Here is a 22,915-nt window from a genome sequence, read left to right on the forward strand (position 1 = left end):
GATGAGCGAACCTGCACACTTCCCCCTGGCCGCCGTGGTCGGCGCCGATGAGCTGAAACTGGCGCTGTGCCTGACGGCCATTGACCCTAAGATCGGCGGCGTGCTGATCGAAGGTCCGCGCGGCATGGCCAAGAGCACCCTGGCCCGCGGCCTGGCCGATTTGCTCGGTGAGGGGCCATTCGTGACCTTGCCGCTGGGCGCCAGTGAAGAACGCCTGGTCGGTACCCTCGACCTGGATGCGGCGCTGGGCCAGGGCAAGGCGCAGTTTTCGCCCGGGGTGCTGGCCAAGGCCGATGGCGGCGTGCTGTATGTGGATGAAGTCAATCTTTTGGCGGATCATCTGGTCGACCTGTTGCTGGACGTGGCCGCCAGTGGCACCAACCGGGTCGAGCGTGACGGTATCTCCCACCGCCACAGCGCCCGTTTCGTGCTGATTGGCACCATGAACCCGGAGGAGGGCGAGTTGCGCCCGCAGCTGCTCGATCGCTTTGGCTTGAACGTGGTGCTCGAAGGCCAGCCGTTGCCACAAGCCCGTGGCCAGATCATTCGCCGGCGCCTGGATTTCGACAGCGATCCCGAAGCGTTCTGCGCGCAATGGGCACCGGCCCAGGCTGCTCTGCGTGAACGCTGCCATGGCGCCCGTGAACGCCTGCAACAGATTGCCCTGGATGATCAGGCCCTCGCGCAGATTACCGAGCGCTGCTTTGCTGCAGGTGTCGATGGCCTGCGCGCCGACCTGGTCTGGCTGCGCGCCGCCCGGGCCCATGCGGCCTGGCGCGGCGCGCTGGCGATCGAGGCCGAGGATATCGATGCCGTGGCCGAGTTCGCCTTGCGCCATCGGCGCCGCGAAGCCCCGGCGCCACAGCCGCAAGCGCCTGATACCGGCGCAGCGGCGCAGCCATCGTCCGGCCAGCAAGGCCAGGGCCAATGGGGCGAAATGGCGCCACAAGCCACCCCGAGCGGTGCCCGTCGTGAGGTACCGAACTGGGCAAAAAAGCCCTGAGCATCCGTCGGCCCACCAGCGCGGATGCCAAACCCCGACCTGGAGCACTTGCCACAGGCCCGCGTGGCCGGGGTAAACAGGCTGCATCCGGTGCGGTGGCCTGGCCTGCGACCTTGCTCAAGGGGCGCCCGCGTCAGCGCAATGACCTGTGCTGGCAACAACGCACGGCCAGTGCCCATGAACTGTGGCTGGTGATTGTCGATGCGTCGGCGTCCACCCGCCGGCATCAGGCCCTGAGCCGGGCCAAGGGCATGCTTGCCGGGTTTTTCGATCAGGCTTATCGCAACCGCGCGCGCTTGACCCTGCTCACCGCCAGCGGCAATGCGCCGCGTTGGCAGCGTCACGGGCTCAAGGCGTCGGTCAGCTTGCAGCCATGGCTGGAGGCATTGGGGGCGGGGGGCGGTACGCCATTGCTGGCGGCACTGGAGCAGGCTCGGGACTGGCTGCAGGCGCGCCAGCGACGCTATCCGACCGAACTGCAGCGTTGCCTGATTGTGACTGATGGTCGGCTCAAGGCCTGGGAAGCACTGCAGCCGTTACCTTGCCAGGCGCTGTTGGTGGATATCGAAAGTTCGCCAATCAAGCTGGGCAGGGCGCAGTTACTTGCGCAACAACTGCACGCCGATTATCAGCATCTGGAGACACTGGCGATACTCGGCAAGTAACTTTGGAATATTAAATTTACTGCGGCGACGTGTCGCAGTTTGCCCGCCAGGTAAAAGTAAAGTTGCCAAAGGCGCACACTCGGCGGCGCCTCTGGCAGGCAATTACCGGCTTACTTTGGCATCGACCAAGGCTGCAGGGCATAACCTTTTTCGCTCAACTCGGCGCGTACTTCTTCAATCAAATGAGCCAGTTGCGCTGGGTCCGAGTAGGTGCTGCTTGGCACTTGCTTGGCGCCAATGCGGGTGCTGGTACGGTCGATGACTGCAAGGCTCAACTCGCCGGTGCCGTTGGGTACATCCCAGGCAACACACTGGAAAGGTTCGAAGGCGTGGTCGGCAATCAGCAGTGCTTCGTTGACACGCAGCGGGGCGTTCATGGGTTCGGTCTCTCTGTGGGCCCAAACATGGAATAAACCTGCGCGCTTGTTTGCGCAGCAATGAGTTACTTGTACTGATGCACGCAGCACCGGGGTGAGTCACATCGCTATTGAAAATTATTTAACCGTCCTGACACAACGCGACCAAGTGTCGCCGCTTCAGACGTTGAAAAGGCAGAAAAATTCCCAACCCTTAGGCAACTAACGATAGTTTGCAGACAGACGGTAGTGGGCGATTGACACTTCGTTGCTACTGTTAAAACGGGCCTGCCAACACACTGTTTCTACTTAAAATTCCAATTATTGGCGCCAAGGAATGTCATGCTAGAGCCTGCATCCAACCGCCGCCTGCTGATCGTCGATCCCTGCGATGACTGTCATCGTTTGCTGCCAGGCTTGCGCAGTGTTGGCTGGGACGTGCATAGCTGTACCTTGACCTCGGCCCTTGAGCATCCCTGCGACGTCGGTCTGCTGCGCTTGCAGGCCTCGCACCTGCAGCACCCGGATGCGGTCAAGGACCTGATCAGCCGCAGTAATACCGAATGGATTGCCGTGCTCAGCCCTGAAGAGCTGCGCACGCAAAATGTCGGCGATTTCGTCTGTGAGTGGTTTTTTGACTTTCATACGTTGCCGTTTGACGTCTCGCGGGTGCAGGTCACCCTCGGCCGCGCCTTTGGCATGGCGCGCCTGCGTGGCAAGGGCAATGTGCATGTCGACGAGCCCGAGCATGAGTTGCTGGGCGATAGCCGACCGATCCGCGAACTGCGCAGGCTGTTGAGCAAGCTGGCGCCCACCGAGTCGCCGGTGCTGATCCGCGGTGAAAGCGGCACGGGCAAGGAGCTGGTCGCGCGGACCTTGCACCGCCAGTCCCAGCGCCGCGACAAGCCCTTCGTGCCGATCAACTGTGGTGCCATCCCCGAACACCTGATCCAGTCCGAGTTGTTCGGCCATGAGAAAGGCGCCTTTACTGGCGCACATCAACGCAAGATCGGCCGTATCGAAGCGGCCAACGGTGGCACCCTGTTTCTCGACGAAATCGGCGACCTGCCACTGGAGCTGCAAGCTAACCTACTGCGGTTTTTGCAGGAAAAGCATATCGAGCGGGTCGGCGGCAGCCAGCCGATTGCCGTGGATGTGCGGGTATTGGCGGCAACCCACGTGGACCTGGAAAAAGCCATTGATAGCGGCCGCTTTCGCGAAGACCTGTACTACCGCCTCAATGTGTTGCAGGTCGTGACCGCGCCGCTGCGCGACCGGCATGGCGACCTGTCGATGCTGGCCAGCCATTTTTCGCACTTCTACAGCCTGGAAACCGGCCGCCGGCCACGTTCGTTCAGCGAGGAAGCCCTGGCGGCCATGGGCAAGCATGACTGGCCGGGCAATGTGCGTGAACTGGCCAACCGGGTGAGGCGGGGCCTGGTACTGGCCGAAGGCCGGCAGATCGAGGCGCAGGACCTGGGGTTGCACAGCCAGCAGAATCTCGAACCGAGCATGGGCACCCTGGAAGACTACAAACATCGGGCCGAGCGCCAGGCCTTGTACGATGTGCTCAATCGCCACAGCGATAACCTGAGCATTGCCGCCAAGGTGCTCGGGGTTTCCCGGCCGACCTTCTACCGGCTGCTGCACAAGCACCAGATCCGCTAAGCCTGGCAGATACCACAAGCCCGCCGAAGCGGGCTTTTTGCTTAGAAGTAGTAAGGGAATTTCAGGCTGAAGGAGAAGTCCGGCGAGTCGTCGGTCAGGCCAATGGAGAGGTTGGGGACGATGGTCAGGTTATCGGTGGCTGCCAGGGTCATGCCGATGTTGAAGTTTGCCGAGTTGTAGTCGCTGCTGGGAACCGACTGCCAGTCGCCGCCATCAGGCTTGATCTTGCTTTTGCTGGCAAATTGGTCGGAGAACGAAAACGACATACTCATCTTCTCGTTCAAGGCAAAGGCAATACCGGCGCCGATCTGCCAGGAGTCGCCGAGTTTCACGTCACCCGGGACCTTGGTGTTGATGGTGGGGCTGATGTCGCTGAACGAGTCCTGCATGTTGTAGGTATAGGACAGGCTGCCGAACAGCACGGCAGGGTCGAAGGTCTTGACCAGCGAGATACCCGGTGTGATGGCCCAGACCCCGTTGCCGGTCGGCAGGCTTTCAGGTACCGACAGATTGTCGTTGGTGGGGTCGTTGACCAGTTTGATGCCATAGGGCTCCTCACCGGTGGGGGCCTTGATCCGCAAGGTGGCGACTGCGTCGGGCCAGTTTTCCGATTCGTCCAGGAACTTGTAGGCTATGCCGACGTTGACATCGCCGATTGTGGGATCGCGTCTGACGGTAGCGTCGGATGACACCGGGCCGGCGCCACCCGCGCCGCCAGAGGAATACGTGGATTGGCGGTAGACCACCGGGACGTTGATGTCGAACTGCCAACGTTGATCCAGGTTGTAGCGGGCAGTCAGGTCCAGGGTCCAGTTATCCGCCTTGATGCGGTCGAGGTTGATGTTACCGAGGAAAATCGAGTCCAGGGCCAGGAAACCGTTGAGCACCAACGCGCGGGTATCGTAATGGGTGTAGGTCAGGCCGGTTTCGACGCTGAACTTGCCGCCACCGAAGAATCCGCTGGCCTCGTCATACAGGTTGGAAACGCTTTGCGCGGGCTCCGAATCTTCCTTGAGTGACTGGCCGTATGAGCTGCCTGTGGTTCCCGGCGCGCCTGCGGCCACCGTCTGGCCACCCTTGACCGTCTCTGCCGGGGATTTGGTCAGGCGTTTGGGAGCAGGTGTCGCAGGTGTTTCTTCGACTTGGCGAACGCGTTGTTCGAGGACCATCAGCGCTTGCTGCTGTACTTCGTAACGCTGTTTCAACTCCATGAGTTCTTGTTTTAATGCTTCTACCTGAGGGTCGGCGGCTGCGTAAAGCATTGTGGCCGGAGTCAGGCTACTCAAACAAACGATAGCTCTGAACGTTAACGATCGATGCATGGGCTGGCCGTCCCTTCTGACTACATATGATGAGACTGAGCGTAGATCAGAATCCGAGAGTGCGAAGACCTTTGAGCTGATCCAGATTGCCGTTGACCGACCCTGTGGTCGCTGCGTTGTCACGTAGCACGACATTGAGGGACGTGAGGTTGCTGACCCGGTTGCCGCCGCCGAGCAAGGTGGTGTTCTGCATCAGCCCACCCTGGGCCAAGCGTTGTGCGGTGCTGCCCTGGTTGTTGTTGGCGACGATATTCATTTGCACGCCAGTACCGCTCGAGGAAACGCTCAGCGAGCCCGCGCCGTTGGCGCCGACCAGGGTCGAGCCTGCGGCCAGTGCCTGGCCCTGCTGCTGCGTTGCTGGCGCCTGGTTAGCCTTGGTGACGTTGATATCAACGTTGTTGTAGGCCGTATTGTTGTCCCCGGCAGCCCGCACGACTTGCGTGACGCCCTCGGTGCTGTTGAGGCCGCTGCCGCCCGTGATGGTACCGGTACCGGCGCTTTGCGAGCGTGCCGAGCCATAACCTTTTTCGTCGATCATCGACACATAGAACTGCGGTTTGATCGTCGATTGTTGAATGTGCATCGACGACGTTGCGCCGATCACTTCACCGTTGGCATTTTGCCAGGTGCTGGTCATGACAATGCCGAAACTGATGATTCGCCCCGGCATGACATAGCGGCCTCGCAAGTTCGCCAGTTCCTGATCCTTCAGTTCAATGGGCTTGAGCGTCTGTGCCTGGGTCGGCAGGCTGGCGGCCAGGCAAACGGCCGCTAGCCAGATTGGGGTCTTCATTGGATGCTCCCGGAGCCTCGTGCTCCCTTGTCATTAGAAGAAGTCGCTTTGGATGAATCCGAAATCCATCAGCTCGGCGTCTTGCACCGGGGTGAAGTTGTTGATGCGGTTCTTGGCGGTCAGCGGCAGAGGTGGGTCGAGCAGGGCATTGGTCTTGTCGTAACCCTGGCCGATGACGGCGAAGATGATGCCGTTCCAGCCTTTGACAAAGTCGTCGACCTTGAAGCGCTTATGGCCAAGCACCGGGTCACCGATGTATACCCAGCCGTTGGCGACTTTTTGCATGACCACGAAATGCTTGTAGCCACGGATGTCCATCAGCACCACCACCGGAATGCGGATGGTGTGCAAGGTCTCGACGGCCACCCGGTAGCCACGGGCACGCATGCCCAGGCTTTCCACGTAACGCTTCATATCGAGCATGGAGAAGCCCTGGGTACGGACCAGGTCCTGATCGGCGTGGGCCAGCATGCCTTCGATAATCTGTTCTTCATCCACGTCCAGCCAATAGGCCTGGCGCAATATGGTCGCCAGGGCCGCGGCGCCGCAACTGAAGTCGGTTTTCTGTTGTACCAGGTCGGCGAATTTGCGCTCGCGTACGCTCTGGATGGGCTTGAATATCACCGCACCACCCGGCAACACGGAAAGTGGCATTTGTGCAGCTTCACTCAGACTGGCCAGGCAAAGAAAAAACGCCAAGACGATAATGCGCATGTTCGACACCCCCCTGCTGGTAGTGAAAAAAGGCCCCCCGAAGGGGGCCTCCAGGCCACGGCAATTACATCGAGGTGTTGGAGATGGCCAGCGAGTTGCTTTGTTGGTTGCCCACACCAGCAGCTACGTTGACGCCCAGGTTGCCACTGCCACCATTAACCGAACCGTTCAGGGTTGCAGTGTTGGTCACAGGGTTTGCCCAGCCAATTGGAGTCAGCACTTGGAAGGAAACACTGTTGCTCAGCTCAAACGAGTCGGCTTCGCTGTAGCTTTTCGAGATAGAGCTCGAAGACTCAGAAGCTTTTTCGTAGGCTTTCTCGAACGAGGAGGACGACGATTTATCGTACGAAGAGTCACGCGACTTATCGTAAGAAGAGTCACGGGATTTATCGTAGGAAGAGTCACGGGATTTATCGTAAGAAGAATCACGCGATTTGTCGTACGCATAGTCGCGCGATCTATCCCACGACGCGTCGCGCGATCTGTCGAACGAAGAGTCGAACGAAGTTTCGCGCGATGCATCGATCGATGCATTAAGCGTTACATCAAGCGATGCACTGGCTTCTTGGCTGCGGGTGCGTTCGCGACGGCCATCATCCGTGGTAACGGACCGGGCAGCCTCGGCGGCGGCGTTCAGCGCGACGTCCAGCGAAGCACTGCTGGTTGCGCTGGTATCGCGGCTGTTGGAACCACTGGCATTCGAGCTGTTGGAACCACTGGCACTCGAGCTGCCCGAACCGCTGGCACTCGAGCTGTTGGAGCCGCTGGCACTCGAGCTGTTGGAACCGCTGGCGGTCATGCTGTTGGAACCGCTGGCACTCCAGCTCTTCGAACCGCTGGCCTCAGAGCTGCGCGAACCGCTGGCACTGGAGCTCGACGAAGCGCTCTTATCAACACTGGCGTCGAAGGTGCCCTCGCGAGAAGACGAACCGCTGATGGTTTTGGTAAAGGTCAGCGTATCCAGACGGGTTTCCCGATCGGCGTAGTTGTTGACCGTCAGGCCAGGGCCGTTTTGATTGGCAGAGGCGGTGGCTCTTGCGTTACCGAGTGGCGCATTGGTATTGGCAATGGCCATGGTGTTTTTCTGTTGGTTAAGGTCGCCACCAGCAATGTTGATACCCACGTTGCCGTTGGCACCACTGGCTGATCCGCTCATGACCGCAGAGTTTTGCGTCGACCAGTTGTTGACCTTGTTGTTGTTGCTGTATTGCGTGACGCGGGCGGTAGCTTCGGCAGTGCCGAAGACAAAGGTGTTGTCGACGCTCGATTCGGATTGAGCGTTGGCGATGGCCGCGGCGTTGTCTTGTTGGTTGCCGTTACCGGCCGCCACGTTGACACCGACGTTGCCGCTCGCGCCTTCGGCGGACTCAGTCATCTCGGCTGAGTTCTCGGTCCCTTCGTTGTGGATGCGGTTGCCGGTGCTGCGCTGGCTATCATAGGCATTGGCAGTCGCATAGACAGGGATCTTGGTTGGAGGAGGGGTGTGCTGGCCGTTGTTATGATGACCATTATTATGGTGATCATTGCCACGCCGATCGTTCTGCCCAGCTTGTACAGCAACAGCCATGACCGCAGCAATTGCGAAAACCAGAGGCTTTAGTGCCATCGAGGGTTTCATGGTGATTCTCCGTACTTTATTTTAGGTTAAGTGTTGTTCCTACCTGTTTGGGTCAGTCCGCGACCCGTATGCTCAGGGTGTTGGCCGTTCGATTTCCCACCCCGGCACTCTGATTCAACTGAATCACCCCACGGCTACCGGTGAAAGCCTGGTCACTTGTAGTGACCTGGCGATAGCCAGGTGCAGAGTCGGTTGGATCGGAGTTGTTGAGCAGCGCCACGTTCTGTTGCAGGAGGACGCTGTCGTCGATACTTTGCGGCTGAGCGCCGATGCTGATGCGCAGTGCGTTGGCTTGCTGGTTACTGGCGCCCGCGCTCTGGTTGACCCCCAGCGCACCGTTGCCGTGGCTGAAGGCATCGCCCTGGATGCCGGACTGGGCATCCATCGCCGGGTCGACATGGGTGCGCAAGCGTTGACGAATCTGTGTGGTTGCGCTGGCGCCATGTCCAACCGCGATGGCCCGGGCGTTAGCCTGCTGCTGTTGATCGCCGGCAGCCTGGTTGACCGTGAGGTTGCCCTGGTATTGCTTGCCGGAGCTGTCGATGTTGGCGTTATTGATCACTGGGGGTTGGGCGAAGGCCGGTGCACTGCAAAACGTGGCCAGAATCAGCAGCGTGTGCCTCATCTCACTGGCCTCCGGTCAAGATCTGCAGGGGGGCAAGGCCTTTCTGGATGTTTGAGTTGACCATGTTGGAGATGCCATTGCCCGAGCCCCCGGAACGTCCGCCGGCCAGGTTGGGCAGTTGGGTCTGATTGCCCAAGTTGCCGCCCAGGTTGTTGGTCTGTTGCGTGATCAGGGGGGTAATGCCTGCACCGCTGCTGATGCTGGCAAAGTCACCATCGCTCAACTCGTTGGTTTGTTTGATGACATGTGCGGACGGGTTGGTATTGACGGTGACCGGGTAGGGGTCGGGAACCAGGGGGGGGCGCATTGCGTTGCGCGGTTGTACATCGCGGGTGATGACGATGATCCCGTTTTCGGCCTGAACCGGCAGGCTGACGCTCGGTGCCAGTACCCAGCCGAGCAACAGGAGGCGATACATGCCTTTATCAATCTTTCCCACGATGGCAATTCCTTCTTCGGTGCGCAGGCTTGTTCAGCGTTGCGAGGAAGAGAGCAGAAGGTGTGCCGGTTTTTATTTGTTATGGAAAAACAACGGTTTGAGTTTTTTGACCGCAATTGTGAAAAATTCGTGTAACGCCGTAGAGACACAGCCGTCGTTCAAACCTGGATCCAGTGGGCCGCCCCGCGCTCATCAACGGGCCTGGCGCTCGCCTGTTTCAGGGGTTTAACACTTTTGCGAACACGCGCCGGGCCTGCTTTAGATCGCGGGTTTGCGCCGTGAGCAGTGTTTCAGGAATGGACATCTGGCCGCATTGGGCGGCCATTCACGCCTTGAGCAAGCGCGCTACCGCTGCAAATGCGGCGCACCTGCGCTGCTCCCAGTCACCTTGCACTACCTGATAGGGCTGCCGGTGCTGTGCCAGCCAGTCACGGGTGGCCTGGAAAAACGCCTGGCGCTCAGACAACTGCGGCTGGCAGCGTTGCCCATCGTCGTGCCAGGCAACGGACTCGGGGCTGAGCAGCAAATGCAGGTCGTAATGACGGGCCAGCAGGGCCTCTTGCAGCCACGCTGGGCAGTCGCCGAACAGCGTACGGCTCCAGAGCATGTTGCTCAGCAGATGGGTGTCGAGAATCAGCAGCTGTGGTTGCCGGGCGCGGGCTGCGTCCTCCCAGGCCAATTGCCCGCGGGCAATGGTCGGGATGTCGGCGTAGCAGGTGTCGCGCGCCTGTTCGTCAATGAAGTGACGGACGTATTCGCCCACCTGTTCGCCACCGAAGTGCGCCTGGATTTCGTGGCTGAGCCAGCTCTTGCCGCTGGATTCAGGGCCTGTGAGGACGACTACCTTCATGCGTACGCCAACGCTGGATCGCGTCGCCAATCGCGCCAGCCTTGCACTGCGATCAGGGTGAACAGGGCGTAGAGCGCGGCCGTCAGGTACATGGCCTTGTACAGGAACAGGCCAACGAATATCACATCAAGGACAACCCACAGCGGCCAGCACTGCAGACGCTTTTGCGCCATCCACAATTGCGCCACCAGGCTGAAACCGGTCAGCGCGGCGTCCAGCCAAGGGTGGGCGGCGTCGGTCCAGGTGGCCATGGCTGCGCCCAAAGCCAGGCTGCCGAGCAAGCCTATGCCCAGGCCAAACGCAACCGATTGCGGCGTCAACAGGCTGACCTGGCGCGCCTCGCGCATGCTGTCCGGGCGGGTCCATTGCCACCAGCCATAGAGCTGCAGCACGGCATAGACCAATTGCAAGAGCATGTCCGAATACAGCTTCACGTCATAGAAAACCCAGGTGTAGAGCAGCACCATCACCAGGCCGATGGGCCAGCACCAGGGGTTTTGCTTGGTCGTGAGCCACACGGCGATAACGCCGAGCACGGCGGCGAACAGTTCGAGGCCGGACATCGGCGTTCCTTGGTAAGTTTGCGCAAAGGCGCGATTGTACCTGTTGGCACCCGTTCTGCCATCCGTCGGTGCCGCGCTCATTTTAAACTAGTATTTTTATCAGTTTCGGCAGGATGCCGTGCATGGCAGATTGGTGCTGGCAGCAGCCCGGCTCAGCTGAAGCTTCTTCAGACAGTTACACGCCCATTCGCTGTGCGCTTGGCTAATCAGGGAGATGCACGCCATGCAAAGACGTTTGAACCAGGTCATGCCACTACTCGGGTTTGCGCTGCTTGCGCAAGCAATGTCGGCCCATGCCGAGTCGTGTGCCGAGACGCTTAAACAGGTCGAGTCGCTGTACAACAAGACAGTCTCCAGTTGCGGGGAAGATCCGGCATCGGACTGTTCGGGATTGTTGGTCAGGGGCACCCACCGCGCCGACCCTGCCAAAGGGCAAAAATGGGATGTGTGGAACCCCAGCCCCAAGGCCAAAGAGTTGGGCACCTTTGCCGCTTCGTGGATGCGTGCAGACGGTATCAGCTATGAGGACCCGGGCATGAGTACGCAGAACGGCTACCTCATTACGCCGGTTGACCTGGTGCGTAAACCCGAGACGCCGGTACACGTCTACTGCGCCTTTCCCAATGACGCCTGGACTGACTTTCGCGATGACCGAGGCTGCGGCAACAACAATAATACCGGCCAGACCGAAGCCGTATGCCAGGCGATGAAACCACCGATCGACAGTGCCAATGCCTGGGTCGCGCATTTCACCAAGTTCAATAACGACCGCAAGCAGGATCAGTTGCAGTGTGGCTTCAACATGCGCAACCCGATGAGCAGCAAGGAGCGGGTGCAGGCGTTTGAGAACTTCATGGGCGCCCGTCGGGTCATCAATACCCGCGAGTTTCAGACCCAGACGGAGTTTCGCCTGGGCAACCCGAAAGATGACGAACTGCCGATTCTGGCTTTTTTCTACAGTGATCAGCGCGGCTTGAAAGATGCCCAGCTCAACCAGCAGGACTATCTCAACAAGACCGGCAAGCAGCGCAACATCATCAAGATCGATTTTCCGAAAACCCCAAATGGCAAGGCGACTTTCTCGTGCGCCGCTGCGCCGTTACCGCCCACCAAGCTGTTCTGTGACAAGTACATCCAGTCCAGCACCTGGGTCAAACGTCCTGATCCGGTGCTTGGGCCAGATACCTGGTCGCTGCAGGTGGTGCCCACTGACTGTGGTCGCAAGATTACAGATGACGAAACCGACAGAATGTTTGCCGAGCTGTACAACAAACATAAAAACGACGATCAGTGGCGCCAATACAGCATCAATGGCGGCTCAATCCGCCGGCAATTGGTTTGCCATCTGGCAGCAGTCTTCGATGGCCGGCCTGTGCGCAACAAGCCCGAATGGAACCTGGAACCAGCGCGTCCCTATGTTGATCAGCAAAAAGCGGTGGCCATGCAGTGCAACCCCTACTGAGCCAGGCTTATTGATGTAAGCCCAGTGTTGCCCGCTTGAAAATTGCGGCCTGCCGACCCTCTCAGGAGGATCGACAGGCTTTTTTGCAGACGCAGTCGCTCAATCAAGGGTTGCCTAGACCGGATTGCACCCTTGCGTCCGGGTTTGCTCCTTGCCGACCGCGGGGCGATAGGGTTCAAGGTTCCACTCCGGCTTGGCCCGGTAGTTGTTCTGCAGGCAATGAACCTCTTTGGCGACCCAGGCTTTACCTTAGATGCAATTTCGCCAGGGGGCCTGCTGACAGAAAGAGCAGATGCGTGGCTACACCCGGAACTGGCGCAGCAACTGCTCAAGCTGGGTACTGAGCTGGTTGAGTGCCTTGCCGGAGTTACTCGAATGTTGGGCCGCCAAGGCGGTTTGCTGCGACAGGTCAGCGGTTTCGGTGACGTTGCGGTTGATCTCCTCGACCACATGGGACTGTTGCAGGGTAGCGCTGGCGATCGAGGCGTTGAGCGCCGTCAGGTTGTGCAGCGCCTGGCTGATGGCATCCAGGCTGACCCCGGCTTCGCTGGCCTGTTCGACGGTCTGGCGGGAGGCCTCGCTGCTGGCGTCGATGGCCTTGACCGCCGCTTCCGACTGGCCTTGCAGGTGCTCGATCATGCTCTGGATTTCAGCGGTAGACTGCTGGGTGCGCTGGGCCAGCAGGCGCACCTCGTCGGCCACCACGGCAAAGCCGCGGCCCTGTTCACCGGCACGGGCCGCTTCGATTGCGGCGTTGAGGGCCAGCAGGTTGGTCTGTTCGGCAATCGAGCGGATCACCTCCAGCACGCTGCCGATGCGCGTACTTTGGCCGGCCAGGGCGCGGATCACCTGTACGGCTTCGTCAATGGTTGCCGACAGCTGGTCGATGCGCTGCAGGCTGCCATGGATGCTTTGCTGGCCTTGCTCGGCACGCAACTGCGCGTCGTGCATTTCGCTGGACGCCTGTTCGGCATTCTTGGCCACGTCCTGCACTGCGTAGGTCACTTCGTTGATTGCCGTGGCAACCTGCTCCATTTGTTGCGATTGCTGTTCGCTGCGCTGCTGAGCCTGGCCAGCATTGTTGCCGACGTCGCTGGCCGATTGCGCCAAATCATGCACCGCGCCCTGCAACTGGCTGACCACGCCCTGCAATTTGCCGGTAAAACTGTTGAAGTGGGTGCCCAACTGGGTGACTTCATCGCTGCCGTGGGTATCCAGGCGCCGGGTCAGGTCGCTCTCGCCACTGGCGATGGTGGCCATGGCATCGACCGCTTCCTGCAGCGGCCGGGCGATGCTGCGGGCGATCAGCACCACCAGCAGGGTCATGACCAGGGCGATGCCCAGGCCGAGGATCGAGGCGTCGCGCAACTGGCGCAGGAACTCGTCCTGCATGTCATCGATATACACGCCCGAACCGATCACCCAGCCCCAGGGCTTGAACAGCTGTACGTAGGAGGTCTTTTTCACCGGCTCGCTGGCGCCGGGCTTGGGCCAGCGGTAGTCGATGCTGCCGGCGCCCTTGGCCTTGGCCAGGGCGGCCATTTCGTTGAACAGGGCAAAGCCGTCCGGGTCGCGGATCGCCGAAAGGTCCTGGCCGTCGAGCTTGGGGTTGGTCGGATGCATGATCATCTTCGGCCCCAGGTCGTTGATCCAGAAATAGTCGTTCTGGTCGTACCGCAGGCCGCGCACCGCGCTCAGGGCCTGTTGCTGGGCCGCATCACGGCTGAGGGTGCCGGCCGCTTCCAGCCCCTGGTAATAGGCCAGGATGCCGGCTGCGGTTTCGACCACGTGACGGGTTTTTTCGGCCTTGGCCTGATACAGGTCGCCGTGGATCTGGCGCAGCATCAGCAAGCCGAGGGTTACCAGCATCACCACTGCTACCACCAGGATCAGCCACAAGCGCCGGCTGATCGACATACTGCGAAGAGTCTTCATGGAATGCTTACCCCAAGTTCTTTTTATTGTCGCCGACATCCAAGCATGCTTTGCCCCCCGCGACCTACTCGACCAAGGACTAAGTGCTTGATTGATTAAGGTCTGTTGCATCGTCCCAGCAGCGTTTATCCGAGAGGTCTGATAGGATTTCGGCCTCGACGGGATAAACCTGAAGGCCGCGTGAACTTTTCTGCTGGCTTTGCGACCAACTGTCGCTGTAAAACGGCCAGGCGCTGAACAGCCATTGGCAACTAAAAGACTATAAAGGGGCATGCCGCAGGCATTGCCCCACGGGGGAAGCATGGATCTTTGGACCGGCCTGCAGGCTGTCATTCTAGGTATTGTCGAAGGCTTGACGGAGTTCTTGCCAATTTCCAGTACCGGCCACCAGATCGTTGTGGCAGACCTGATCAACTTCGGTGGTGAGCGGGCCATGGCCTTCAACATCATCATCCAGTTGGGTGCGATCCTGGCGGTGGTCTGGGAATTTCGCCGCAAGATCTTCGACGTGGTGGTGGGGCTGCCGCGTCAGCGTGAAGCCCAGCGCTTCACCGTCAACCTGCTGATTGCCTTCATGCCGGCGGTGGTACTGGGGGTGCTGTTTGCCGACCTGATCCACGAATACCTGTTCAACCCCATCACCGTGGCTGCCGCCCTGGTGGTCGGTGGTGTGATCATGCTCTGGGCCGAACGCCGCCAACACGTGATCCGCGTTGACCAGGTCGACGACATGCGCTGGAGCGACGCGCTGAAGATCGGCTGCGCCCAGTGCCTGGCGATGATCCCGGGGACCTCGCGCTCCGGCTCGACCATCATTGGCGGCCTGCTGTTCGGCCTTTCGCGTAAAGCGGCCACCGAATTCTCGTTCTTCCTGGCCATGCCGACCATGGTCGGTGCGGCGGTGTATTCGGGCTACAAGTACCGCGAGCTGTTCCAGCCTGACGACTTCCCGGTGTTCGCCATCGGCTTCGTGGTCTCGTTCATCTTCGCCATGATTGCGGTACGCGGTTTGCTCAAGTTCATCGCCAATCACAGCTATGCGGCCTTTGCCTGGTACCGCATCGTGTTCGGCCTGATCATCCTCGGCACCTGGCTGTTCGGCTGGGTCGACTGGACCACGGCGCACGGTTGAGATGAGCCGTAGTCAGAACCCACAGCGCCGCGCAGGCCCCGCCAGCGGCGCTATCCAGAACCCCTGGAGCAAACTGCTGGTGTTCGCCGGCCTGTGCCTGTTGCCCGTGGGCGGCGCTTTGCAGATGCTGCTGAGCGGGCAGTCGTGGCTGCCGGCGCTGGCCTACCCGCTGGCCAGCCTGGTGAGCTTCGGGCTGTACTGGCGTGACAAGCAACAGGCGCGCAACCAGGGCTGGCGTACGCCGGAGAAGGTCCTGCACGCCAGTGAACTGTGTGGCGGCTGGCCGGGTGCCTTGCTGGCCCAGCAGCTGTTCCGGCACAAGACCCGCAAGCTGTCGTTCCAGCTGAGCTTCTGGGCCATCGTCGGCGTGCATCAACTGTTCTGGATCGACCACCTGCTGCTCGGCGGCCGTTGGCTCGGCGCCGCTCTGGCGCCAGTGCTCAGATAAGCAAGCCCGGCTGCAGGCGCTTGGGCAAGCGCCTGACCACCAGTTGATGGGAGCGTTGCAGCAGCTCGGTCAGTTCGGCGCGGCCCATGGGGTAGGGCGGCGCCATGCTGATCCAGTGCGCGCGCGCCAGGTACGGCGCCGGGCGCACGCCGGGGCGGTCGACATAGCCGAGAAACAGTTCGCTATCGACCTTGAACGACAAACCGGCACCGGCCAGGTCTAGTACCGCGAACATCTTGTTGCCGGCCACCGAGAACACCCGTATCCCACCCCACTTGTAGTCTTCCCGCGCACCCGGCAGGCTCAGGCAGAAGCCTGCAACCTGGGCTTCGCTGATTTTCCCTTCAGACATAACGCTCTCCACATTGGGCAAATTCCGCCACCAGATGATCGATCCACACTCGCACCGCTGGCAGCAGCCCGCGCCGATGGGGGTAGACCGCCTGCAGATAACCGCCGGGCAGCGACCAGTCTGGCAGCAGACGCACCAGCTCGCCACGCTCAAGTTCTGCCTCGCAGTGCATGATCGGCAGGGCGGTGAAGCCCAGGCCCGCGACGGCAGCGGCCTTGCGCACGACAAAGTCGTCAATGGCCAGGCGCGCCTCCAGGGCCAGTTCGTGTTTGTGGCCCTGGGCATCGAGCAGGCGCAGATGCACCAGGCGGTCGGCATCCACCGCGCCGAGTACCGGCAGGCCGGCCAGGTCTTGCGGGTGATTGAGTGCTTGGGTGGCAGCAAATTGCGGTGAGGCCACCAGGAACATCTGTGCCTGGCGCAGTCGGCGGGTGACCAGCGCCGGGTCTTCATCGCCCAGGTCGCGCACACGCAGAGCGACATCGACGCCTTCGGTGATCAGGTCGACGCGGCGGTTGAGCAGGATCATGTCCAGTTGCACCTGCGGGTACTGCTGCAGAAAGCGGCTGATCACATCAGGCAAGAACTCATGGGCCAGGCCTACCGGGCACGACACCCGCAAACGCCCGCGGGGTTCGCTGGTCATGCTGGCCACCGCTTCGTCGGCCATCTCGGCCTCCAGCAGCATGGCCTGGCAGTGACGCAGGTAGCGTTCGCCCACGGCCGTCAGTTTCAGCTGGCGCGTGGTGCGTTGCAGCAGGCGCGTGCCCAGGCGTTCTTCAAGCTCGGCAATGCGCCGCGACAGGCGTGATTTGGGAATCCCGAGCAAACGCCCGGCAGCGGCAAAACCGCCGGCTTCAACCACCCGGGTAAAGTAGAACAGATCGTTGAGGTCTTGCATGCGAATCACCATTGTCCTGCCAGTAGGACAAACTAACGCATTTTTGCTGACTTATCAGCTATTCGCTACCCAAGTAGGATTCTCCCCATCGTGATCGCCCACTCGCGGTCTTCATTCAGGAGAGTCCCATGAAACTGTTGCATATCGATTCGAGCATCCTGGGCGACAATTCCGCCTCCCGTCAGTTGAGCCGCAGCGTGGTTGAAGCCTGGAAAGCCGCCGACCCGTCGCTGCAAGTGACCTACCGTGACCTGGCCGGCGACGCCATCAGCCACTTCTCGGCTGCGACCCTGGTGGCCGCCGGCACCCCGGAAGAACTGCGCGATGCCGCACAACAGCACGAAGCCACGCTCAGCGCCGATACCCTGCAGGAGTTCCTCGACGCCGATGCCGTGGTGCTGGCCGCGCCGATGTACAACTTCACCGTACCGACCCAGCTCAAGGCCTGGATTGACCGCGTCGCGGTGGCCGGCAAGACCTTCCGCTACACCGAAGCCGGCCCTGAAGGCCTGTGTGGCGACAAGAAGGTGATCCTGGTTTCGACCGCTGGTGGCCTGCATGCTGGCCAGCCTACTGGCGTCGGCCACGAAGATTTTCTCAAGGTGTTCCTCGGCTTCATCGGCATCACCGACCTGGAAATTGTTCGCGCCCATGGCCTGGCTTACGGCGATGAGCACCGGGTCAAGGCTCTGAACGCTGCGCAAGTGCAGATCAGCACCGACCTGTTCGCTGCTGCCTGAATCTCGGTGTACTCAGCAAACCGACTGCCTGCAGTCGGTTTTTTCATTGAGGTTTCATCTGCGCCAAGCTGCCCCGTTCTATGCTGCGCACTATCAGCATTAAGCGATAGCGTTGCTTTAGGTGCAAAACGATGCGGCGACTTGGCGCGTTACTCCTGCTTGTCCTGCTTGGCAGCCCGCTGACGGTGCAGGCCGAGCCGGCTGCGCACTGGAGTGTCGGCGTGCACCGGCTGAACTTCGCCGACCCGCTGGATGCACAACCGGTGCAGGCCCTGGCGTTCTATCCCTCCAGCGCCCCCGAGCGCAGCAGCCGCATTGACGGTTATCGGGTCCAGGCCTGGGAAGGCGCGCCGATGGTCATGGGCCGTTATCCGCTATTGATGCTGTCCCACGGCAACACCGGCACGCCCCTGGCCTTGCATGACCTGGCCACGGCCTTGGCCCGTCGTGGCTTTATCGTCGTTGCTGTGACCCACCCAGGCGACAATGCCCATGACCATAGCCGCCTGGGGACTTTGAGTAACCTGTATGGGCGGCCCTTGCAGATCAGTGCGGCGATCACTGCCAGCTTTGATGATGGCTTTCTCGCGCCGTACATCAATGGCCCGCAGGTGGGCGTGATCGGCTATTCGGCCGGTGGCGAGACCGCCTTGATCCTCTCAGGCGCAAAACCGGACCTTGCGCGCTTGCAGCGTTATTGCCAGGAGCATCCGCTGGATGCCGATGCCTGCAAGACCAAGGGGGTGCTGATCGCCGACCGCGCTGACCTGCGTGCCGCGCCCGATCCGCGAGTCAAGGCGCTGTTGCTGATGGCGCCGTTGAGCCTGATGTTCGGCCGTCACGCCCTGGCCGAGGTCAAGGTTGCGGCGTTGATTTACAGCGGCGACAAGGACCAGTTGCTGGCCATCGACAAGAACGCCCAGGCGCTGGCGCGCAAGCTGCCGGTCACCCCCAACTACACGTTGCTGGCCGGCGCCGGGCATTTCGTCTTCATGGCGCCGTGCGACGATGAACAGCGGCAGAGGATGGCCGCCTTGTGCAACGACCCGGACGGCGTCGATCGTGAGGATATTCACCTGTCGCTGCAGGCCGAGGCCGCACGGTTTTTCACCCATACCCTGGGCGACCGCCACCAGGGCGGGCTGCATATGGCCGATCAGTAAACGCTGGCGCGTCGCGACAGCAGCAAGGTCAAGCCAACCCCCAGCAGCGCGAGCAAGGCCGCCACGCAGAAAATCCAGGCATAGCCCAGGTGCAGGGCCACCGCGCCCATCAACGGCCCGGCAATCGCCAGGGCCAGGTCGAAGAACACCGCATAGGCGCCCAGGCCCGCACCGCGGCTGGAGCTGGGCACCTGTTTGATTGCCTCCACCCCGAGCGCCGGATACACCAGCGACAGGCCGAAACCGGCAAACCCTGCGCCAATCAAGGCCAGCACCGGGCTGGGCGCCAGCCACAGCAAGGCCAGGCCCAGGGCTTCGGTGGCCATGCAGGCCATGGCTACCGGATAACCGCCAAAGCGGTTGACCGCGTTGACGAACAGCAACCGGGACAGGATGAAACACACGCCAAAAGCGCTGAGGCACCAGGCCGCGCCGCTCCAGCCCTGTTCCAAGTAGAACAAGGTGACGAAGGTGGTCAAGGTGCCGTAGCCGATCGACGCCAGCGTCAAGCTGACCCCGCACGGTGCGACCCGGCCGAATGCGGCCCAGAACGGCAGGCGTTCGCCGCGCACCACCGGCGTCGACGGCTTATTGCGAATCACCAGCAACGCCAGCCCCGCCAGCGCACTCAAGGCCAGGCCCAGGGTAGCGAAATTGACCTGGTCGACCAGCATCACCCCCAGCGGCGCGCCGATGGCAATGGCGCCGTAGGAGGCAATGCCGTTCCAGGAAATCACCCGCGCGGTCTGCTCGGCGCCCACCGCACCGATACCCCAGCTCAAGGTGCCCACGCCGATCAGCCCCTGGGCGATGCCCAGCAGCACGCGACCGCCCAACAGCGCCAGCAGGCTCAGCAGCGGCACATTTATAGTCAACGCCGAAGCAAAGGTCAGCACGCCACTGGCGGCGATGCCGATCAGCCCGTAGATGATTGCCCGCTTGGTGCCCAGGCTGTCGGCCGCGCGCCCGGCAAGAGGGCGGCTGAGCAGGGTGGCCAGGTATTGCAGGCCGATGGTGATGCCGGCAATGACGGCACTAAAGCCCAGTTGATCATGCACATAGCTGGGCAGCACCGCGATCGGCAGGCCGATGCAGAGGAAGGCGATAAAGGTATAAAAGACAATCGAGAGAATGTGCCGGGTGATTGACCCAGTGTCGACGGGAGCGGGTTGTTGCGCGGACATGAGCTCGTTCGCTGGCGGGCGGTGGGAGAGGGCCCATGATCGCCGGGTGCGAAGAGAAAAGGAAGCAGGCTAACGGATTTTTCAGCATCGCTGGCAAGCCCGCTCCTGTTGTAGGAGCGGGCTTGCCCCGCGATCAGCGATAGATCAGATCACCACACCCTGGCTACGCAGGTAGTCATCGTAGGTACCGCTGAAGTCCACCACACCGCTCGGGCTCAGCTCGATGATGCGGGTGGCCAGCGACGACACAAATTCACGGTCGTGGCTGACGAACAGCAGCGTGCCCGGGTAGTTCTCCAGCGCCAGGTTGAGCGCCTCGATCGATTCCATGTCCAGGTGGTTGGTCGGTTCGTCCATCACCAGTACGTTGGGCTTTTGCAGGATCAGCTTGCCAAACAGCATGCGGCCTTGCTCACCACCGGAGATCACCTTGACCGACTTGAGGATCTCGTCGTTGGAGAACAGCATGCGCCCCAGGGTGCCACGGATCACTTGCTCGCCCTGGGTCCACTGGCCCATCCAGTCGAACAGGCTCAGGTCTTCTTCGAAGTCGTGGGCGTGGTCCTGGGCGTAGTAGCCAAGCTCGGCGCTTTCGGTCCATTTCACCGCACCGGCATCCGGGGTCAGCTCACCGACCAGGGTGCGCAGCAGGGTGGTCTTGCCGATACCGTTGGGGCCGATGATCGCTACGCGCTCGCCAGCTTCGACGGTGAAGCTGAAGTTCTCGAACAGGGTCTTGCCGTCGAAGCCCTTGGACATCTTCTCGATGGTCACGGCCTGGCGGTGCAGCTTTTTGGTCTGCTCGAAGCGGATGAACGGGCTGACCCGGCTCGATGGCTTGACCTCGGCCAGCTGGATCTTGTCGATCTGCTTGGCGCGCGAAGTGGCCTGCTTGGCTTTCGAGGCGTTGGCCGAGAAGCGGCTGACGAAGGTCTGCAGCTCGGCGATCTGGGCTTTCTTCTTGGCGTTGTCCGACAGCAGTTGCTCGCGCGATTGGGTCGCGGCGGTCATGTACTCGTCGTAGTTGCCCGGGAACAGGCGCAGCTCACCGTAGTCCAGGTCGGCCATGTGGGTGCAGACGCTGTTGAGGAAGTGGCGGTCGTGGGAAATGATGATCATGGTGCTGTTACGCGCCGTGAGAATGTTTTCCAGCCAGCGGATGGTGTTGATGTCCAGGTGGTTGGTTGGCTCGTCGAGCAGCAACACTTCCGGGTCCGAGAACAGCGCCTGGGCCAGCAGAACGCGCAGTTTCCAGCCTGGCGCGACTTCGGTCATCGGGCCGAAATGCTGTTCCAGCGGGATACCCAGGCCCAGCAGCAGCTCACCGGCGCGGGATTCGGCGGTGTAGCCGTCCATTTCGGCGAACTCGGTTTCCAGCTCGGCAACCGCCATGCCGTCTTCTTCGGTCATTTCCGGCAGCGAGTAGATGCGATCGCGCTCGGCCTTGACCTTCCACAGCTCTTCGTGGCCCATGATCACGGTGTCGATCACGGTGAATTCTTCGTAGGCGAACTGATCCTGGCGCAGTTTACCCAGGCGTACGTTCGGCTCGAGCATGACCTGGCCGGCGGACGGCTCCAGATCGTTGCCGAGGATTTTCATGAAGGTCGACTTGCCGCAGCCGTTGGCGCCGATCAGGCCGTAGCGGTTGCCGTTGTTGAACTTGACCGAGACGTTCTCGAACAAGGGCTTGGCGCCGAACTGCATGGTGATGTTAGCGGTAGAAATCAAGTGCTTATCCTGCGGGGGTTCCAGAGGTGTGTTTAGGTGCCGTCGCCTGAATTGGGCCAATTTTGGGCCAATCAGACTCTAGCCGGCAGCTTCTCCAGCTCCCTCCAATCCGAGGAGGAGCTGATCCATTTTGCGTAAGTAGAGAGCAACATCTCGACGCTATGGCCGAGCTGGTTCGCGATGAACGCGGGGTTCATCCCAGCCATTAGGCACATGGTTGCGTAGGTGTGGCGTGTGTCGTACTGCCGACGTTCACGGATGCCCAGCGCCTTGAGCGCGAGCTTGAAGTGCTTGATTGTAACACTTGGCTCTCTGATCCACATCCCGCCTTTACCTGGCTGGAACACAAATGGGCTGGTGGGAGTCGCGGACTTCGAGGCGATTCGGCGCAGATCGGCCAGGCGCCGGGCCTGGCGCAAGGCGTGGAGTGCGCGTTCATTGAGCAGGATCACCCGGTGGTGCTTGGTCTTGGTCCTGTCTTCCGGCTGGCCATCGACGATAATGCGCCGAATGTTCGCGGTTCTTGCCTCCAGGTCGATGTCATCCCATTGCAGGGCCATAGCCTCACCCGGCCGCAGCCCGGTGAAGAAAGCGAACTCGAAGAAGGGCGCATAGATCTGCGAGTACTTGTGCAGCGTCCTGTATAGGTGGGCAATAATCCGTTCGGCCTCATCCCTGGTGTAGGGGTCAACCACCTTCTTCACTGCTTTGGGCTTGTCGAGCGATGAGGTCGGGTTTTTCGCGATCAGCCCGTCCAGCACCGCTGTCTTGAACACGCTGGCGAGCTTGATGATTGCATTGCGCTTCACGCCGGTAGAGGACCATTCTATGCTGGCAATGATCCCGCGCAGCATGGTCGGGGTGATCATGTCGATCCGGCGCAGGCCTAGGTACGGCATCCAATAGAGGTTGAAGCTGCTCTTATAGTTGTTGCGTGTGCCGCCAACGATGTGCCGGCTGTCCAGCCAGAGCTGAGCGTACTCACCAAAGCTCGGTATCGTGGCTTGCGCCGAGAGCGCGAGGTCCGACCCAGGGAACAGGTCGGCGTACTTCTCGTCATCCAGCAGGCCGTGTTTGATGAGGTTGACTACTTGATCACGTAGACGGCTGGCCGCCTTGATCCCTTGCGCTGTCGGGGGATGGGCAAGTGTTTCCCCGCGGCGCTCACCGTTCCAAGTGAAACGGATCCGGAGCGCGTCCCCTCTGATTTCAACTCCAGGGGGCAAACCCACAGGCTTTCGAGCCATTCCT

Annotated in this window: 24 protein-coding genes and 1 pseudogene; 8 read left to right on the plus strand and 17 right to left on the minus strand. The window is 61.0% G+C overall.

The features are described 5' to 3' along the window. Window position 1: 1 nt before the first annotated feature. Together F8N82_RS09890 and F8N82_RS09895 are read left to right on the plus strand one after the other, a co-directional pair. A complete protein-coding gene (locus F8N82_RS09890; RefSeq protein WP_038995102.1) occupies window positions 2-1,003 on the plus strand; it encodes an ATP-binding protein in 1,002 nt (333 codons plus the stop codon). A gap of 95 nt (window positions 1,004-1,098) precedes the next feature. After that, window positions 1,099-1,668: a vWA domain-containing protein gene (locus F8N82_RS09895; protein ID WP_038995103.1), complete on the plus strand. Its 570-nt coding sequence runs from the start codon at window positions 1,099-1,101 to the stop codon at window positions 1,666-1,668. Between the two features lie 110 nt (window positions 1,669-1,778). Here the strand turns inward: F8N82_RS09895 and F8N82_RS09900 are convergent, their stop codons facing one another. After that, complete coding sequence (locus F8N82_RS09900; RefSeq protein WP_038995105.1) at window positions 1,779-2,045, minus strand: hypothetical protein; 267 nt, start codon at window positions 2,043-2,045, stop codon at window positions 1,779-1,781. Between the two features lie 321 nt (window positions 2,046-2,366). On the opposite strand from F8N82_RS09900, the gene F8N82_RS09905 reads away from it, so the two are divergent. Next, window positions 2,367-3,692: a sigma-54 dependent transcriptional regulator gene (locus F8N82_RS09905; RefSeq protein ID WP_038995106.1), complete on the plus strand. Its 1,326-nt coding sequence runs from the start codon at window positions 2,367-2,369 to the stop codon at window positions 3,690-3,692. Between the two features lie 41 nt (window positions 3,693-3,733). Here the strand turns inward: F8N82_RS09905 and F8N82_RS09910 are convergent, their stop codons facing one another. The 8 genes from F8N82_RS09910 to pnuC all read right to left on the minus strand — a co-directional run bounded on the left by F8N82_RS09910 (window position 3,734) and on the right by pnuC (window position 10,616). After that, the gene (locus F8N82_RS09910; protein WP_038995107.1) at window positions 3,734-5,014 is read right to left on the minus strand and encodes a hypothetical protein; all 1,281 of its coding nucleotides are present in this window, start codon (window positions 5,012-5,014) and stop codon (window positions 3,734-3,736) included. 46 nt (window positions 5,015-5,060) lie between these two features. Continuing rightward, window positions 5,061-5,807 (minus strand): hypothetical protein, encoded by a 747-nt coding sequence (locus F8N82_RS09915; RefSeq protein ID WP_038995108.1) that lies wholly within the window; start codon window positions 5,805-5,807, stop codon window positions 5,061-5,063. 33 nt (window positions 5,808-5,840) lie between these two features. Then, the gene (locus F8N82_RS09920; protein WP_038995109.1) at window positions 5,841-6,521 is read right to left on the minus strand and encodes a C39 family peptidase; all 681 of its coding nucleotides are present in this window, start codon (window positions 6,519-6,521) and stop codon (window positions 5,841-5,843) included. Window positions 6,522-6,585: 64 nt separating this feature from the next. Further along, entirely contained in the window at window positions 6,586-8,139 is a 1,554-nt protein-coding gene (locus F8N82_RS09925; protein ID WP_095163078.1) for a heme utilization protein, read from the minus strand. A gap of 52 nt (window positions 8,140-8,191) precedes the next feature. Next, entirely contained in the window at window positions 8,192-8,764 is a 573-nt protein-coding gene (locus F8N82_RS09930; protein ID WP_038995111.1) for a hypothetical protein, read from the minus strand. A gap of 1 nt (window position 8,765) precedes the next feature. Further along, window positions 8,766-9,203, minus strand: coding sequence for a hypothetical protein (locus tag F8N82_RS09935; RefSeq protein ID WP_038995112.1), 438 nt, complete (start codon window positions 9,201-9,203; stop codon window positions 8,766-8,768). A gap of 325 nt (window positions 9,204-9,528) precedes the next feature. Then, a complete protein-coding gene (locus F8N82_RS09940; protein WP_038995113.1) occupies window positions 9,529-10,053 on the minus strand; it encodes an AAA family ATPase in 525 nt (174 codons plus the stop codon). After that, entirely contained in the window at window positions 10,050-10,616 is a 567-nt protein-coding gene (pnuC, locus tag F8N82_RS09945; RefSeq protein WP_038995114.1) for a nicotinamide riboside transporter PnuC, read from the minus strand. The genes F8N82_RS09940 and pnuC overlap by 4 nt, the downstream gene beginning before the upstream one ends. 223 nt (window positions 10,617-10,839) lie before the next feature. Between pnuC and F8N82_RS09950 the strand changes: the two genes are divergently transcribed. Continuing rightward, window positions 10,840-12,078, plus strand: coding sequence for a DUF2599 domain-containing protein (locus F8N82_RS09950; protein ID WP_038995115.1), 1,239 nt, complete (start codon window positions 10,840-10,842; stop codon window positions 12,076-12,078). A 114-nt stretch (window positions 12,079-12,192) separates the two neighbouring features. On the opposite strand, the gene F8N82_RS09955 is transcribed toward F8N82_RS09950, so the two are convergent. From F8N82_RS09955 to F8N82_RS27580, 3 genes and pseudogenes are all read right to left on the minus strand, one after another. Beyond that, window positions 12,193-12,294, minus strand: a complete 102-nt coding sequence (locus F8N82_RS09955) for a DUF2599 domain-containing protein (RefSeq protein WP_080764846.1) — start codon at window positions 12,292-12,294, stop codon at window positions 12,193-12,195. Between the two features lie 84 nt (window positions 12,295-12,378). Next, window positions 12,379-13,113, minus strand: a complete 735-nt coding sequence (locus tag F8N82_RS27575; protein WP_414602491.1) for a methyl-accepting chemotaxis protein — start codon at window positions 13,111-13,113, stop codon at window positions 12,379-12,381. Between the two features lie 123 nt (window positions 13,114-13,236). Beyond that, a pseudogene (locus F8N82_RS27580) lies at window positions 13,237-14,346 on the minus strand (cache domain-containing protein); the annotation flags it as partial. On the opposite strand from F8N82_RS27580, the gene F8N82_RS09965 reads away from it, so the two are divergent. Together F8N82_RS09965 and F8N82_RS09970 are read left to right on the plus strand one after the other, a co-directional pair. After that, window positions 14,315-15,145 carry an undecaprenyl-diphosphate phosphatase gene (locus F8N82_RS09965; RefSeq protein WP_038995118.1) on the plus strand — a complete coding sequence of 277 codons (831 nt, stop codon included), beginning with the start codon at window positions 14,315-14,317 and terminating at the stop codon, window positions 15,143-15,145. The pseudogene F8N82_RS27580 and the gene F8N82_RS09965 overlap by 32 nt on opposite strands. A 1-nt stretch (window position 15,146) precedes the next feature. Then, window positions 15,147-15,593, plus strand: coding sequence for a DUF1294 domain-containing protein (locus F8N82_RS09970; protein ID WP_038995119.1), 447 nt, complete (start codon window positions 15,147-15,149; stop codon window positions 15,591-15,593). Here the strand turns inward: F8N82_RS09970 and F8N82_RS09975 are convergent. Together F8N82_RS09975 and F8N82_RS09980 are read right to left on the minus strand one after the other, a co-directional pair. Further along, the gene (locus F8N82_RS09975; RefSeq protein ID WP_038995120.1) at window positions 15,586-15,945 is read right to left on the minus strand and encodes an MmcQ/YjbR family DNA-binding protein; all 360 of its coding nucleotides are present in this window, start codon (window positions 15,943-15,945) and stop codon (window positions 15,586-15,588) included. The two genes, F8N82_RS09970 and F8N82_RS09975, sit on opposite strands and share 8 nt — an antisense overlap. Next, window positions 15,938-16,846, minus strand: a complete 909-nt coding sequence (locus tag F8N82_RS09980) for a LysR substrate-binding domain-containing protein (RefSeq protein ID WP_038999343.1) — start codon at window positions 16,844-16,846, stop codon at window positions 15,938-15,940. The genes F8N82_RS09975 and F8N82_RS09980 overlap by 8 nt, the downstream gene beginning before the upstream one ends. Window positions 16,847-16,974: 128 nt before the next feature. Between F8N82_RS09980 and F8N82_RS09985 the strand changes: the two genes are divergently transcribed. Then, complete coding sequence (locus F8N82_RS09985) at window positions 16,975-17,586, plus strand: FMN-dependent NADH-azoreductase (protein ID WP_038995121.1); 612 nt, start codon at window positions 16,975-16,977, stop codon at window positions 17,584-17,586. Between the two features lie 131 nt (window positions 17,587-17,717). Next, the gene (locus F8N82_RS09990; RefSeq protein WP_038995122.1) at window positions 17,718-18,749 is read left to right on the plus strand and encodes an alpha/beta hydrolase family protein; all 1,032 of its coding nucleotides are present in this window, start codon (window positions 17,718-17,720) and stop codon (window positions 18,747-18,749) included. Here the strand turns inward: F8N82_RS09990 and F8N82_RS09995 are convergent. The 3 genes from F8N82_RS09995 to F8N82_RS10005 all read right to left on the minus strand — a co-directional run bounded on the left by F8N82_RS09995 (window position 18,743) and on the right by F8N82_RS10005 (window position 22,911). Further along, entirely contained in the window at window positions 18,743-19,933 is a 1,191-nt protein-coding gene (locus F8N82_RS09995; RefSeq protein ID WP_038995124.1) for an MFS transporter, read from the minus strand. The two genes, F8N82_RS09990 and F8N82_RS09995, sit on opposite strands and share 7 nt — an antisense overlap. A gap of 144 nt (window positions 19,934-20,077) precedes the next feature. Continuing rightward, window positions 20,078-21,664 carry an ABC-F family ATPase gene (locus F8N82_RS10000; protein WP_038995126.1) on the minus strand — a complete coding sequence of 529 codons (1,587 nt, stop codon included), beginning with the start codon at window positions 21,662-21,664 and terminating at the stop codon, window positions 20,078-20,080. Between the two features lie 71 nt (window positions 21,665-21,735). Continuing rightward, complete coding sequence (locus F8N82_RS10005; protein ID WP_150776788.1) at window positions 21,736-22,911, minus strand: tyrosine-type recombinase/integrase; 1,176 nt, start codon at window positions 22,909-22,911, stop codon at window positions 21,736-21,738. Between the last annotated feature and the right edge of the window lie 4 nt (window positions 22,912-22,915).

The sequence above is a fragment of the Pseudomonas fluorescens genome, assembly GCF_902497775.2.
GTDB lineage: Bacteria > Pseudomonadota > Gammaproteobacteria > Pseudomonadales > Pseudomonadaceae > Aquipseudomonas > Aquipseudomonas putida_F.